Source organism: Ruminococcus flavefaciens AE3010 (assembly GCF_000526795.1).
GTDB classification, from domain to species: Bacteria; Bacillota; Clostridia; order Oscillospirales; family Ruminococcaceae; genus Ruminococcus; species Ruminococcus flavefaciens_D.
On record NZ_JAGT01000001.1, the window covers coordinates 458,907 to 472,690 of the forward strand.

11 protein-coding genes are annotated in these 13,784 nt (G+C 43.7%); 4 read left to right on the forward strand and 7 right to left on the reverse strand.

Going from position 1 to position 13,784, the window contains the following annotated elements; translation table 11 throughout:
- Positions 1 to 26 precede the first annotated feature (26 nt).
- The 4 genes from N774_RS0102045 to N774_RS0102060 all read left to right on the forward strand — a co-directional run bounded on the left by N774_RS0102045 (position 27) and on the right by N774_RS0102060 (position 7,131).
- On the forward strand, positions 27 to 2,537 hold the full coding sequence (locus N774_RS0102045; protein WP_024859636.1) for a heavy metal translocating P-type ATPase: 2,511 nt from the start codon (positions 27 to 29) through the stop codon (positions 2,535 to 2,537).
- Between the two features lie 135 nt (positions 2,538 to 2,672).
- Positions 2,673 to 4,652: a toprim domain-containing protein gene (locus N774_RS0102050; protein ID WP_024859637.1), complete on the forward strand. Its 1,980-nt coding sequence runs from the start codon at positions 2,673 to 2,675 to the stop codon at positions 4,650 to 4,652.
- A gap of 13 nt (positions 4,653 to 4,665) precedes the next feature.
- On the forward strand, positions 4,666 to 4,890 hold the full coding sequence (locus N774_RS0102055) for a hypothetical protein (protein ID WP_037280080.1): 225 nt from the start codon (positions 4,666 to 4,668) through the stop codon (positions 4,888 to 4,890).
- Positions 4,891 to 7,131, forward strand: a complete 2,241-nt coding sequence (locus N774_RS0102060) for a DNA gyrase/topoisomerase IV subunit A (RefSeq protein WP_024859639.1) — start codon at positions 4,891 to 4,893, stop codon at positions 7,129 to 7,131. It abuts the gene before it with no gap.
- A 40-nt stretch (positions 7,132 to 7,171) separates the two neighbouring features.
- Here N774_RS0102060 and N774_RS0102065 read toward each other — a convergent pair whose 3' ends face one another.
- The 7 genes from N774_RS0102065 to N774_RS0102095 all read right to left on the reverse strand — a co-directional run bounded on the left by N774_RS0102065 (position 7,172) and on the right by N774_RS0102095 (position 13,622).
- Complete coding sequence (locus N774_RS0102065) at positions 7,172 to 8,146, reverse strand: aldolase catalytic domain-containing protein (protein ID WP_024859640.1); 975 nt, start codon at positions 8,144 to 8,146, stop codon at positions 7,172 to 7,174.
- Positions 8,147 to 8,327: 181 nt separating this feature from the next.
- On the reverse strand, positions 8,328 to 9,155 hold the full coding sequence (locus N774_RS0102070) for a putative ABC transporter permease (RefSeq protein WP_024859641.1): 828 nt from the start codon (positions 9,153 to 9,155) through the stop codon (positions 8,328 to 8,330).
- Positions 9,156 to 9,158: 3 nt separating this feature from the next.
- Positions 9,159 to 9,830, reverse strand: coding sequence for a lactate utilization protein (locus N774_RS0102075; RefSeq protein WP_024859642.1), 672 nt, complete (start codon positions 9,828 to 9,830; stop codon positions 9,159 to 9,161).
- Positions 9,831 to 9,896: 66 nt separating this feature from the next.
- Positions 9,897 to 10,424, reverse strand: a complete 528-nt coding sequence (gene hpf / locus N774_RS0102080) for a ribosome hibernation-promoting factor, HPF/YfiA family (RefSeq protein ID WP_024859643.1) — start codon at positions 10,422 to 10,424, stop codon at positions 9,897 to 9,899.
- 141 nt (positions 10,425 to 10,565) lie between these two features.
- Positions 10,566 to 11,924 (reverse strand): penicillin-binding transpeptidase domain-containing protein, encoded by a 1,359-nt coding sequence (locus tag N774_RS0102085; RefSeq protein WP_024859644.1) that lies wholly within the window; start codon positions 11,922 to 11,924, stop codon positions 10,566 to 10,568.
- Positions 11,921 to 13,213, reverse strand: coding sequence for an FtsW/RodA/SpoVE family cell cycle protein (locus tag N774_RS0102090; RefSeq protein ID WP_024859645.1), 1,293 nt, complete (start codon positions 13,211 to 13,213; stop codon positions 11,921 to 11,923). The genes N774_RS0102085 and N774_RS0102090 overlap by 4 nt, the downstream gene beginning before the upstream one ends.
- Positions 13,203 to 13,622, reverse strand: a complete 420-nt coding sequence (locus N774_RS0102095) for an FHA domain-containing protein (protein WP_024859646.1) — start codon at positions 13,620 to 13,622, stop codon at positions 13,203 to 13,205. The genes N774_RS0102090 and N774_RS0102095 overlap by 11 nt, the downstream gene beginning before the upstream one ends.
- Positions 13,623 to 13,784 lie beyond the last annotated feature (162 nt).

The window sequence follows — 13,784 nt, forward strand, 5'->3', positions numbered from 1 at the left end:
ATTATATAAATGAAAGGAGCAGGATTATGAAGCAGTATAATGTAACAGGAATGAGCTGTGCTGCATGCAGTGCGAGAGTAGAAAAGGCTGTATCATCAGTTGATGGCGTTACGTCATGTTCTGTCAGCCTGCTTACTAATTCTATGGGTGTTGAAGGCACAGCGTCTGCCGAGGCAATTATCGCTGCCGTAAGAAATGCAGGCTACGGTGCATCAGAAAAGGGCGGAAGCAGATCGGAGGCTTCAAAGCTCGATGAACTTCGGGATACCGAAACGCCCAAGATGAAGCGCAGACTTATTGCGTCTCTTGTATTCCTGTTCGTTCTTATGTATATCTCTATGGGACACACCATGTTCGGAGCTCCTTTACCGTCTGCAATGGCAGGCAATCATGTAATGACAGCTCTTGCGGAGCTGCTTCTCGCCGCCATAGTAATGGTCATCAATCAGAAATTTTTCATAAACGGATTTAAAGGCATTATAAACCGCTCACCCAATATGGACACTCTTGTAGCACTTGGTTCGGGAGCATCTTTTATTTACAGCACAGCGGTACTGTTTATGATGACAGCAGCACAGCAGCGAGGTGATGCCGCAGCTGTACACTCATATATGCACGATCTGTATTTTGAGTCTGCGGCAATGATACTCACGCTGATAACTGTTGGAAAGATGCTTGAAGCACGTTCAAAGGGAAAAACTACCGATGCACTGAAAAGTCTTATGAAGCTTGCTCCCGAAACTGCTGTTATTATCCGTGACGGCAGTGAGGTCAAGATCCCTGTGGAGCAGGTAAAGAAAGGCGATATATTCGTTGTACGTGCAGGAGAAAGCATACCTGTTGACGGAATAGTTATTGATGGAGAAAGCGCTGTTAACGAATCGGCTCTTACGGGTGAGAGCATACCCGTAGATAAAACAGTGGGCGACAGTGTATCGGCTGCGACTATTAACAGCTCGGGATATATGCGCTGTGAAGCCACCCGTGTAGGTGAAGATACAACGCTGGCGCAGATCATCAAAATGGTCAGTGACGCAGCTGCGACTAAAGCTCCTATTGCGAAGATAGCCGATAAGGTCTCCGGAGTATTTGTGCCTGTGGTAATAGGCATAGCACTTCTGACATTTATTATATGGCTTATAATAGGGAAGAATGTAGGCTTTTCACTGGCAAGAGCAATCTCAGTTCTTGTAATAAGCTGTCCCTGCGCATTGGGACTTGCCACACCTGTTGCCATAATGGTAGGAAGCGGCGTAGGCGCAAGGAACGGTCTTTTGTTCAAGACAGCCGCTTCTCTTGAAGAAGCGGGAAAAGCACAGATAATAGCTCTTGATAAAACGGGAACTATTACAAAAGGCGAGCCGATCGTAACAGATATTATCCCTGCTGCTGATTTTTCGGAGCAGGAGCTTCTTGCAATTGCCTATTCACTCGAAATAAAAAGCGAACACCCCCTTGCAAGGGCAATAGTGCAGTATGGCAGCGACAACGGTATTAAAGCTGACGATGTCACTGAGTTCAAGGTCATGGCAGGCAATGGCGTATCGGGAAAGTGCGGAGAAAGCTCATATATAGGCGGAAATCACAGCCTTGTAAGTTCGTCGGCAGATATCAGTGATGAAATTATCTCAATAGCTGAGAATCTTTCGGAACAGGGAAAGACACCTCTGTTTTTCGCAGTGAACGGAAAACTCGCAGGAATCATTGCCGTAGCCGACGTTATAAAGGACGACAGTGCACAGGCAATAAGCGAATTAAAGAATATGGGCATTCGCGTAGTGATGCTGACTGGTGACAATGAAAAAACAGCGGCTTCTATCGGTACTCAGGCAGGCGTTGACGAGGTTATAGCGGGTGTTCTTCCTGAGGGTAAGGAAGCTGAAATACGCAGGCTTAAAAAGCAGGGAAAGGTGATCATGGTTGGTGACGGTATCAATGATGCTCCTGCGTTAACAGCGGCTGATATGGGTATTGCCATTGGAGCAGGTGCAGATGTAGCAATTGACGCGGCGGATATAGTTCTTATGAAGAGTCGCCTGAGAGATGTTCCTGCGGCAGTAAGGCTCAGCAGAGCAGCTTTGCGTAACATACGCCAGAACCTGTTCTGGGCTTTTATCTATAATATTATAGGTATACCTCTTGCAGCAGGTGTGTATTCAAAGCTTTTCGGCTGGCAGATGAACCCGATGTTCGGAGCGGCAGCAATGAGCCTTTCAAGCTTTTTTGTTGTGACTAATGCACTTAGACTAAACCTTTTCAAAGTCCATGACAGCAGCCGCGATAAAAGACGCGCGAATACTTCTGCGGAAGCAAGTGAGCAAACAGGAACTTTAACCGTAAAGATAAAGGGCATGATGTGCGGACACTGTGAAGCAAGAGTGAAAAAGGCTCTGGAAGAGCTTCCTTTTGTCGATGAAGCCCTGCCAAGCCATGAAAAGGGGACTGCCGAGATAGCTTTGTCAGGCAATATGGACGAAAAAGCTGTCACGAAAGCAGTTACCGCTGCAGGCTATAAATATCTTGGCATAAAACAGTGAAACATAATGAAAAGCAGTCTTTAAGGCTGCTTTTTTCAGTATATCGGGAAATTATTGCTGCGGACTTGCAAAAGTCACGGAAATGTGATATAATATCAAAGTATGCATTAAAACGTGACCGAAAGGCAGAGGATTATGGCTAAGAAACAAGATTACGGCAATGACAGTATATCAATGCTCAAGGGCGCGGACAGAGTCCGTAAGCGCCCTGCGGTTATATTCGGCTCTGACGGCTTGGACGGCTGCGAGCACTCAATTTTTGAGGTCATCTCCAACTCTATTGACGAGGCTCGCGAGGGCTACGGCAATAAGATAATCATTACTCATTACAGGAATAACGATATTGAAGTCGAGGACTTCGGACGCGGCTGTCCTGTTGACTATAATAATAACGAAAAGCGCTATAACTGGGAGCTTGTCTACTGTGAGCTCTATGCAGGCGGTAAGTATGATACAGCTGCTGAGTCTTATGAGTATTCACTGGGACTTAACGGACTTGGTCTTTGTTCTACCCAGTATTCGTCTGAATTTATGGACGTTGAGGTAATACGTGACGGTTTCAAGTACGACCTGCACTTTGAAAAGGGCAATAACGTAGGCGGCTTAAAAAAAGAGCCCTGCAAGAAAAAGCAGACAGGAACCAAGACACGCTGGCGCCCCGACCTTGAAGTATTCACTGATATCAGTGTTTCCGACGAGTTCTTCTGCGATATTCTTAAACGTCAGGCTATAGTAAATCCAAATATACTCTTTGTGTTCCGCTCGGAAAATGAAGCAGGCGGCTTCAATGAGCAGGAGTTCTTCTACGAGTCGGGTATAACCGAGTATGTTCAGGAGATAGCAGGTGAGGGTGCGCTTTCTTCCATACAGCACTGGACTGCTGAAAAAAAGGGACGCGACCGTGATGATAAGCCCGAGTATAAGGTGAAGCTTGATGTGGCAGTAACTTTCTCCAACAAGGCAAAGCTCACGGAGTACTATCACAATTCAAGCTTTCTTGAACACGGCGGTTCGCCCGAGGAAGCTGTAAAGCGTGCTTTTGTCGCACAGATAGACAGCTATATCAAGTCTGTGAACGGCTACCAGAAGAATGAGGGAAAGATAACTTACCCCGATGTTGAGGAAAGTCTTATTCTCGTTTCCTCGTCCTTCTCGACCCAGACTTCATATGCCAATCAGACCAAAAAGGCTATTACCAATAAGTTTATACGCGAGGCTATGACAGAGTTCCTGCGCCATCAGCTGGAGGTCTACTTCATTGAGAATCCCGATGAGGCTCAGAAGATAGCCGAGCAGATACTTATAAACAAAAGAAGCCGTGAAAATGCGGAAAAGGTACGTCTTAACGTAAGAAAAAAGCTGACAGGTACTATCGACCTTGCAAATATGGTGGAGAAGTTCGTAGACTGCCGTACCAAGGACGTTTCACGCCGTGAGATATATATCGTGGAGGGTGATTCGGCTCTCGGTTCTGTAAAGCTTGCAAGAAACGCGGAGTTTCAGGCAATCATCCCTGTCCGCGGCAAGATACTCAACTGCCTTAAAGCAGAGTACTCCAAGATATTCAAGAGTGAGATAATCACTGATCTTATCAAGGTCCTTGGCTGCGGAGTCGAGGTCACTACCAAAGCCAACAAGGAGCTTTCAAACTTTGATATAAACAATTTCCGTTGGAGCAAGATAGTTATCTGTACCGATGCGGACGTTGACGGCTTCCAGATAAGAACCCTCATACTCACCATGCTTTACAGACTAACTCCGACTCTTATCGAGCAGGGCTATGTCTATATAGCTGAGTCGCCGCTATTTGAAATAAATACTAAGGAAAAGACATATTTTGCCTATACCGAGCAGGAAAAGCAGCGTATACTTGAAATGATCGGCGATAAAAAGCACACCATACAGCGCTCGAAAGGTCTCGGTGAGAACGAGCCCGATATGATGAGCCTTACGACTATGAACCCTGATACCCGACGTCTTATCAAGGTAACTGCGGAGGATATCACCGAGTCTGCAGAGGTATTTGAGATGCTTCTCGGAGACGATTTACAGGGACGTAAGGATTATATATCCGAATACGGCGCTGACTATCTCGAGCTTGCTGATATAAGCTAAGGGAGCGATGATTATGAAAAAGATCAGAATGACAAAATGCCGCTTCTGCGGCGGTACTGAGTTCATTACAGGCTATCAGAATTTTTATGGTGCTGTTTACAGTGCGGACAGTATGCTGAGATCCACATCTCTGTATCATACTATCTGCAGAGACTGCGGAAGCGTTGTGAGAAGCTTTGTCAAAGATCCCGAAAAACTCATCAAAAAGAGCGAAAGACGTAAAGAAGGAGAAGAATAAATGCCAAAAAAAAAGGAAACTCCCAAAAAACAGCCTGCTTTCAAGCATGAAGCTTATATTGAGGGCTCGGGAAGCGTAGTTGATGAAAAGATAACAGATACGCTTAAAAAGAATTACATGCCCTACGCCATGAGCGTTATCATCTCCCGTGCACTTCCTGAGATAGACGGCTTCAAGCCCTCACACAGAAAGCTCCTATATATGATGTATAAAAGGGGACTTCTCAGCCCTGATAAGGAGCGTTCAAAGTCTGCCAACGTGGTGGGCGAGACCATGAAGCTCAATCCTCATGGCGACCAGGCTATATATGAGACTCTTGTTCGTTTGACAAGGGGAAACGAGGCTCTTCTTCACCCGTTCATTGACAGCAAGGGAAACTTCGGCAAGCAGTATTCCAGCAAGATGCACTTTGCGGCTCCTCGATATACAGAGGTAAAGCTTGAAAAGATATGCAACGAGCTTTTCCGTGATATCGACAAGGAGACTATAGATTTCGTACCAAACTACGACAATACCATGCAGGAGCCAACACTGCTCCCTGCAACTTTTCCAACTGTACTTGTAAACTCAAATACAGGTATTGCAGTATCAATGGCAAGTAACGTGTGTCCCTTCAACCTTGAAGAGGTCTGTGAGACCACAATAGCTCTCATGAAAGACCCGAACCATGATATCCTCAGCACATTAAAGGGTCCTGATTTCCCTGGCGGAGGACTTATGCTCTATGATGAAGCCGAGCTCAACAAGGTCTATGAGACAGGTCGAGGCAGTATCAAGGTACGCTCCAAGTACAGCTATGATAAAGCCGCTAACTGTATCGAGATAACCGAAATACCTTACACAACCACTATCGAGGCTATTATCGAGAAGATAATCGACCTTGTAAAGCAGGGAAAGATAAGAGAGATATCATATATCCGTGACGAGACTGATATCGACGGTCTCAAAATAGCTATTGATCTTAAACGCGGCACAGACCCTGATAAACTCATGCAGAAGCTGTATCGCCTGACGCCGCTTCAGGACAGCTATCCCTGCAACTTCAATATCCTCATTGCAGGTACTCCAAAAGTAATGGGTGTCCGCGAAATACTTATCGAGTGGACAGCATTCCGTGAGGAGTGCGTCCAGCGCAGGACTTACTACGACCTGCAGAAGAAAAAAGAGAAGCTTCATTTGTTGGAAGCGCTCTCAAAGATACTTCTTGATATTGATAAAGCTATAAAGATTATCCGCGAGACCGAGAACGAAGCAGACGTTGTGCCTAACCTTATGATCGGATTCGGTATCGATGAGATACAGGCTGAATACGTTGCTGAGATTAAGCTCCGCAATATCAATAAGCAGTATATTCTTCGCCGTGTGGAGGAGGTCGACCAGCTCAAAAAGGATATTGAGGAAATGGAAGACATTCTCCGAGATAAGAAGAAGATACGCAAGATAATCGTAAATGAGCTCCGCGACGTTATCAAGAATTACGCTCAGCCCAGAAAGACCATGTTCTATTATCAGGCTGACGTCGAAGAAGCAGAAGAGATCGACGATACTCCCGATTATCCTGTTAATATTTTCGTTTCTGACAGCGGATACTTCAAGAAAATAACTCCGCAGTCTCTGCGAATGAGCAGCGAGCAGAAGCTAAAAGAGGGCGACTTCATCAGCCAGAGCTTTGAGGCTACTAATAAAACAGAGCTGGTATTTTTCTCTGATAAGGCTCAGGCATACAAAACGAGAGCAAGTGCTTTTGATGATACTAAGGCAAGCGTTATGGGTGACTATATCCCTGCAAAGCTCAGCTTTGATGAGGGAGAGGGACTTAAAACTCTTGTTGCCACAACTGATTACAGCGGATATATTGTATTCTTCTTTGAAAACGGCAAGGCAGCAAAGGTTCCGATGAAGTCATATGAGACCAAGACGAACCGTAAGAAGCTTGCAAATGCTTATTCGTCAAAATCTCCTCTTATTGCGGCACTGTTTATATCAGAAGATTCAGATATACTTCTCAGAACAACAAGCGGTCATGCTCTTGTATTCAATACAGGTATGATATTGCCAAAGTCCACAAGAGACTCACAGGGCGTTCAGGTAATAACTTTGAGAAAGAAAGCTCTGCTTTCGTCAGCTGCTCTCATCGCTCCCGAGGAGCTTCCGGAGCTTGAAAAGTATCGCTCAAAGAGTGTTCCTGCCGCAGGAAAGCCTGCCAAGGAGCTGGGTGACAGCAATCAGCTCACATTCTGATAAAAAATCCCGAAAGCAATTGCTTTCGGGATTAATTTTATTATTCCTGAGAAATGATCTCCTTGTAGAACTCAGATACGTCCTTGCGCTTTTCTTTTGTGTACTGGATAGCTGTTCTTGGGTGCTGGTTGAAGAGACCTGTGAGGAGATACTGGAGATCATAGCCCCATACAGCACCCTCTTCACGTAGCCTGTCCATATGCTTCTCGATAAACTGGAATACAGGATAAGCATTGTACTTCGGATTTTTCAGGAATCCGAGAAGAAGCTCCATTGCACAGTTGCCTGCGCCTCTTCCCATTGATGAATATGTAGCGTCGAGCCAGTCTACACCGTCACCAACAGCCTCGATAGTATTTGCGAATGCAAGCTGCTGATTGTTATGTGCGTGGATACCGACTTTCTTTCCGTACTTGTCAGCTGCCTCAAGGTAAAGATCGGCAATGCGAGCCAACTGCTCGGGATAAAGTGCGCCAAAGCTGTCAACGATATAGAAAACATCAACAGGAGACTGTCCAAGAATGTCAAGAGCTACTTTAAGGTCGCCCTCCTGAGCGTTTGATATAGCCATAATATTACAGCTAACCTCATAGCCCTTCTTCTTTGCGTCCTCGATCATATCAACAGCAGTCGGTATCTGATGGAGATAAGTTGCAACACGGATAAGGTCAACAGGGGAGTTCTCACGCTCTACAATGTCCTGCTTATAGTTGCAGCGTCCAACATCAGCCATAATGGCGATCTTTAAGTCCGTGTGGTTTTCACCAACTATCGTGCGGATATACTCATCATCGCAGAACTTGCATGGACCGAATTCTTCTACCTTGAACATTTCCTTGTCAGCTCTGTAGCCGAATTCCATATAATCAACGCCTGCTTTGATGTTTGCAAGGTAAAGATCCTTGACAAATTCATCTGTAAATCTGAAATTGTTTACAAGTCCGCCGTCACGGAGAGTTGCGTCTACAACTCTAACATCTGATCTGTAATTCATAAGTTTAGAAATCTCTTTCATTTTTATCCCTCTTTAAAAATTGAACTGTAACACTTTAAGCTTTTGAGCTTTTAAGCTTTAAAGCGTTGCGTTTCTTTATATAGTATAGCACACAATCAATCCTTTGTCAAATACTTTTTTAAGGTTTAATAGCCGAATTTTTTGTATAAAATAACAATGGACCTCAAAGAGGTCCATGTAATTAATTATTTTTATTGTTTATGTTCCTTTGAAGCTCTTCAAGCTGCTGCTTAAATCCTTTTAGATCAGAAAAATTCAGCTGAGGGAAAGCCTTTGAGATACGTCTGAGCGTCATGCTGCGTCTTTCGCGGAGTGCTGCATATTTATCTTTAAGCTCGGCAAGCTTTTCTTTATATTCGGCATTTCGTTCATCAAGCTGTGTTTTCTTATCCATAACGTGTTCGACGCCGGTGAACAGTTTTTCGCCTGTCTTATCAGATATTTTTCGCATTTCAGCGGATATGCCTTCAAGAAGTACAAGTCTTTGCTTTATGTGTATTATAGCCGCGACTGTTATAATAGTATCGCTGATAAAGCCGATAAGAATAGCAGAGACCATTATGATCCCAAGTGTATGAGGAATATCGCTGACGATTTTTTCTGTCAGCGGGTGAATGAGCCGAACCGTTACAAGACAGGCCACTCCCCATAAAAGTGAGAACTTCAGGCAAATATAACCTTTCAGATTAAATCGTTCTTCGGAATAATCCCACCATTTTTGAGCAAAAATCTTTTCAAGGAGAAAGCCTGTAATAAGCTCAAGAAAAGTTGTAAGCAGCACTGAGCCAATATATAGTATCACAATGTTTTCCTTGATAGGGTCAAGAGCAAAGCAGACAAGAATCACTCCGAATCCGTATATAGGACAGTATGGACCGTTCAGAAATCCTCGGTTGATAAATTTACCGTGCTCGACTGCCTGATATACGACTTCCAGACACCAGCCTAAAAAGGCATATATAACGAAATAGCTTGCTGTATGATATACGGCAAGAGCAGTATCAATCATTGCTTAATATCCAAGCTCTTCGCCGACAATTATTACCTTTATACGACCCTTATGGCGCTGCTGAGCAGATATAAGGTAGTTGCAGCATATTCTGCCGTCACCGCCGCAGCCGTCGGACATCTGATGGTCTGCCTTTAAGAGAGAAACACATTCGCCTTTTTCCTTGCAGTAGGTCTCACAGTTAAGACGTACACAGTTAGGCGGAGCAGCCTCACGCTTGACGCGGAGCTCAGCTTCTTTGAGGTCTCTGACGATCTTATTGTATCCTGCGATGATTATAACTGACTTCGGGCCGAATGCTATTGCGGCGATACGGTTGCTGTTTCCGTCAACATTGTAGAGAACGCCGTCTTCTGTTATAGCATTGGAGCTTGATATATATACATCGGCAAAAAATGCTTTTCTGTAGATCTCAGCGGCTTCCTCGGGAGTTGCAGCCTTTGAACGGTCAAGATAGCTGTAGTCTGGGGAGCTGATAAGCTCCTTAATACCGCACTCAGCCATAGATACAGTTCCGCCGTGGGTTATAACGTCGCCTTTATTTAGAAGCTCCTTAACGATCTTACAGACATCATTTTTTGATTCTGCATAGTAGAACTCCATATTGTTCTTTTTTAGGTTCTCACCGACCTTATTTATTCTTTTTTCGAGTATTGCTTTTTTGTTATCGTCCATAATTAAAAACTCCTTTATAAATTTAATATGCGGGACTTATGTCCCGCATATCATATTGAACATATATCAAGCGTTATCAGGTTCGAGAACGGCGTAGTTTCCGTCGTCACGCTTGTAAACAACATTTATATCGCCTGTCTCGGCATTTGTGAACATGAAGAACTCATGGTCGAGCATGTTCATTTGGAGAATAGCCTCGTCGATATCCATAGGTCTCATCTTGAACTTCTTGTGCTTGATTACCTCATACTCAACAGTTTCGGGTACAGGGTAAGCAAATGCTTCCTTGAAAGCGGCGTCCTTCAGTTTCTTTTCGACCTTGGTCTTGTTCTTGCGTATCTGTCTGATGATCTTGTCTATTGCATCGTCAAGGGCAACGTACTTGTCCTCGGCAGATCTTTCAGCACGGAAAATAATGCTGTTATATTTTACTGTGAGCTCAAGAACTATCTGTGTCTTGATCTCGGAAATTACAATTTTTGCATCAGCGTCCTCTCCAAAGAATTTTCCCAGACGGGAGTCGATCCTCTTTTCAGCGTACTCTGTGAAGTTGGTTGGAATCTGCATTTTTTTAGCTGTGATAGTTGTTTTCATATTGGTCCTCCTTTTTGCTCTGTAAAAACAAAGCATAAGTTTATGGTTATATTATACCATAAAAGAAATGGGCTTACAATAGAATTTTATTAATTTTGTATAAATGCACAAAGAGCTTACCATTATTTGTTTGTTTTGACATCAATAATTGTTTTTTAAATTATCAAGAAGCACCTGAGCAACTTGTTCAGTGGTAAGATATCCGCTGTCTTTATTCTCGATAAGAATACAAAATGCAATAGGGAATGAAGGATCGTCAACAAAGCCAACAAGTAGGGAATTTTCCTTTGCACCTTCATCTACCTGAGCAGTACCGCTCTTGACGCCGACTGTATACCCGTTTATAAGCCATGAATACCTGTCAGCGCCATTTGTAAGCATTATCTGTTTGACGGTTGATGCAGTGCTTTCCGAGAAGATCTTCTCGCTGTACTGAGTTTTTGCTTTTTCTTTTTCGTGACCGCTAAGATCGGTAACGTGATCGATAAGATAGGGCATGGTCATTTTGCCTGTGCCGTTTGCAATGGCGCTCTGCCACATCATAAGCTGAATAGGACTGACAAGAGTATCACCCTGACCTATACAGCCCCACTGTGTGCGGAATTCATATGAGTTCTCAAGAGTAGTGGATGCTGTTTCACATTCTATGCCGTTTATATCGATGTATGTTGGCGTACCGCCGTTGAGAACATAGCCCATTTTCTCATACTGTTTTTTGACCTTGTCAAGAGGCATATCAGGATCTTCAATAAGCTGAGCAAAGAATGGGTTGCAGCTGTTTTCAAAGGCTTCCTGAATATTCTGAGTACCATGACCATAGATGTTGTGGCAGTCAATATCGTTGCCTGTTTTATTTGTATATTTTCCATTGCAGGTGTAGCTCTTGGAGAAAAGCCTTGCGCTGCCCATTATCTCAACAGCAGAAATTACTGTGGAGACTTTCTGTGTTGAACCCGGGACTGTTCCGTAAAGATTCTTGGAGAGAAGTGTACCTGATTTAAAGCTGCCTAATCCTTCATAGCCCTTTGTAACATCAAGAGAGGGGAGACTTGTGCAAACAAGAATCTCACCTGTTTTATAGTTATAAGCTGATACACAGCCCTCCATATAACCATAGGTGTTGTACACAGCGCGGTTGGCATTATGGTCAAGAGTAGTGTAAATTGCAGCTTTACCGCCGTTTTTTAGTCCCTCTGAGAAGCTGTAGTTGTTCAGCTTCTGCAAATTGCGGGCTACAAGGGTATTATCCATTTGCCCCTTGTCATCACCGATTATGTTTCCAACGTCAATGAGATAGTTGTCAGGATAAGAGCCCTGTCCGGTACCGTCAAAGAGAACATCGCCTCTGCGGTCATATACAAATCCGAGCTGACGTGTATCTGAGTTCATCATATAAAAATCAGCTTCATGGTTAATTTTTAGTACAAGAAATGCCATACCTGCAATAAACAGGAGTATGATAAGACTGATAATACGCTGAGTTCTTCTTATGCTTTTCATTCCTGCCACCTCCACGTAGGTACGTTATCTTCCTTCTTTTTGTGTTTAGGCTCTTTGAAGGAAGGCGACTGACCTGCCATAAGCATACCTATCATGAATCCGCTTACCATAAGGGAACTTCCTCCTGCGGAAATAAACGGAATGGTAACGCCCGTAAAGGGGATAATATTGCAGGAACCGAATATATTGAGAGCCATTTGAACTACGAAAGCAGAACAAACGCAGGCAGAAATGGTTCCGTGATAGTATGAACGAGCAGGATTTACAAGGGGGACAGATGCCATTACAAGAATTGCAAATATTGCCATAAGAGCAAAGAGAAGTCCCCATTCTTCACTTATAGTGGCAAAAACAATATCGTTTTCATAGGCAAAAACATTTGAAAGGAAACCGTTTCCGGGACCTACTCCGAACCAGCCGCCCTTAGCAATGGCAATAAGTGCCTGAGACTGCTGATAGCCGTCTCCTGTCTTATCGCTCCAAATATCGACATGAAGTCTGTGCTGTACATATTCAGGGGCATATTTCAGACCGATCAGAACAAAAAATATAACCAGTGCAATTACACCAAAGAGCTTCTTCTTTGAAAATTTAGCCTTTGGATAACATATTCTGAGCAGGAAGCCGACTGCGAAAATACTTAAAAAAGTAGGCAGGCTTCCGTAGTCATGGGATTTGACCTGTACAAGACAAACAATAGCAGTAAGTGCAAGCAGAGCAATATTTTCGTAAACAACGCTGAATGTCAATATCTTGTGCTTTTTCTGCTGGTCAGCGATCGATGTAGCGCAGGCAAGAATGAACAGCGGCTTAGCAAATTCAGACGGCTGTATTGCGAAGCTGCCTATTCTTATCCACATATCCTCCGCGCTGGTAAATATAAGAACTACGAGCATTACAAAGCATACGCCGCCGTAGATAAATGGCTTTTTGTCCTGTAGCAGCTTGTGATTCCTGCAAAGTATATAACCTGCTTTGCAGGAGGCGAGACAAACTATGCAGGTAATAAGGTGCTTTAAATCAAATCCGACTTTTCCGAAGCAAGACTGAAAAATAAAACTCATATTAAGAATGAGTATCAGCAGAAAATCAAGAACATATGAGGTCTGCTTAAAAAACAGGATTATAACAAAATAGGAAATATCCAGTATAAGAACTGCTGCACCTAGAACAGCTACGTCTCTTACGTCTGTATAATTACCGTTGAAATATACGTTTACAAGCATTGCGATATGCGCTATCAGCACAAATATACAAGAGAAAACGTATGCAACAGGGTTAGCGTACACGTTCTGACCTCCTTGCTCTGAAAATAAGTCGGCGATTGCCAAGTGTAATGAGATCGTTTTCGTGAAGTACAGCCTCACGGACCATACTGCCGTTGACAAAGAGTCCTGATTTGGAGCCCATATCGTGTATAGTCCATATACCGTTTGAAACAGTCAGCATTGCATGATACCTTGATACAGAAAGATCGGGGAGTCTTATATCCGCCGACGCGTGACGCCCGATGAGGACTTCGTCGCAGCCAAGCTCATAAGTAACGCCCTGTTCTGTAAGTACCATATCATGTGACAGCTCATGCCATGTCTTTTTTGATGATTTACGTTCACGATAAGCAGTCAGCAGAAGCACGAGAATGCAAATATCAAATGCCGCAGCTGCTGTAATACATAAAATCGTATCAAGTGATTCCAAAAGAAACCCTCCGTTTCGATAATGCTCTACAATGATTTGAACATTGCGGCGGTTATTGAATATAAGTTTACTATACCATATGAGTGAAGCTTATACGGTATAATCGCCCGATTACAGGGAGCAAATCCTTGATTTGCGTATCTGCAAGGGCTTTTGATCAAG

Bases quoted from the DNA above. Each gene is read 5' to 3' on its own strand.
- N774_RS0102050 (WP_024859637.1), top strand. From the start codon at position 2,673: ATGGCTAAGAAACAAGATTACGGCAATGACAGTATATCAATGCTCAAG.
- N774_RS0102065 (WP_024859640.1), bottom strand. From the start codon at position 8,146: ATGAAAGAGATTTCTAAACTTATGAATTACAGATCAGATGTTAGAGTT.
- N774_RS0102055 (WP_037280080.1), top strand. From the start codon at position 4,666: ATGAAAAAGATCAGAATGACAAAATGCCGCTTCTGCGGCGGTACTGAG.
- N774_RS0102045 (WP_024859636.1), top strand. From the start codon at position 27: ATGAAGCAGTATAATGTAACAGGAATGAGCTGTGCTGCATGCAGTGCG.
- N774_RS0102060 (WP_024859639.1), top strand. From the start codon at position 4,891: ATGCCAAAAAAAAAGGAAACTCCCAAAAAACAGCCTGCTTTCAAGCAT.
- hpf (WP_024859643.1), bottom strand. From the start codon at position 10,424: ATGAAAACAACTATCACAGCTAAAAAAATGCAGATTCCAACCAACTTC.
- N774_RS0102085 (WP_024859644.1), bottom strand. From the start codon at position 11,924: ATGAAAAGCATAAGAAGAACTCAGCGTATTATCAGTCTTATCATACTC.
- N774_RS0102075 (WP_024859642.1), bottom strand. From the start codon at position 9,830: ATGGACGATAACAAAAAAGCAATACTCGAAAAAAGAATAAATAAGGTC.
- N774_RS0102070 (WP_024859641.1), bottom strand. From the start codon at position 9,155: ATGATTGATACTGCTCTTGCCGTATATCATACAGCAAGCTATTTCGTT.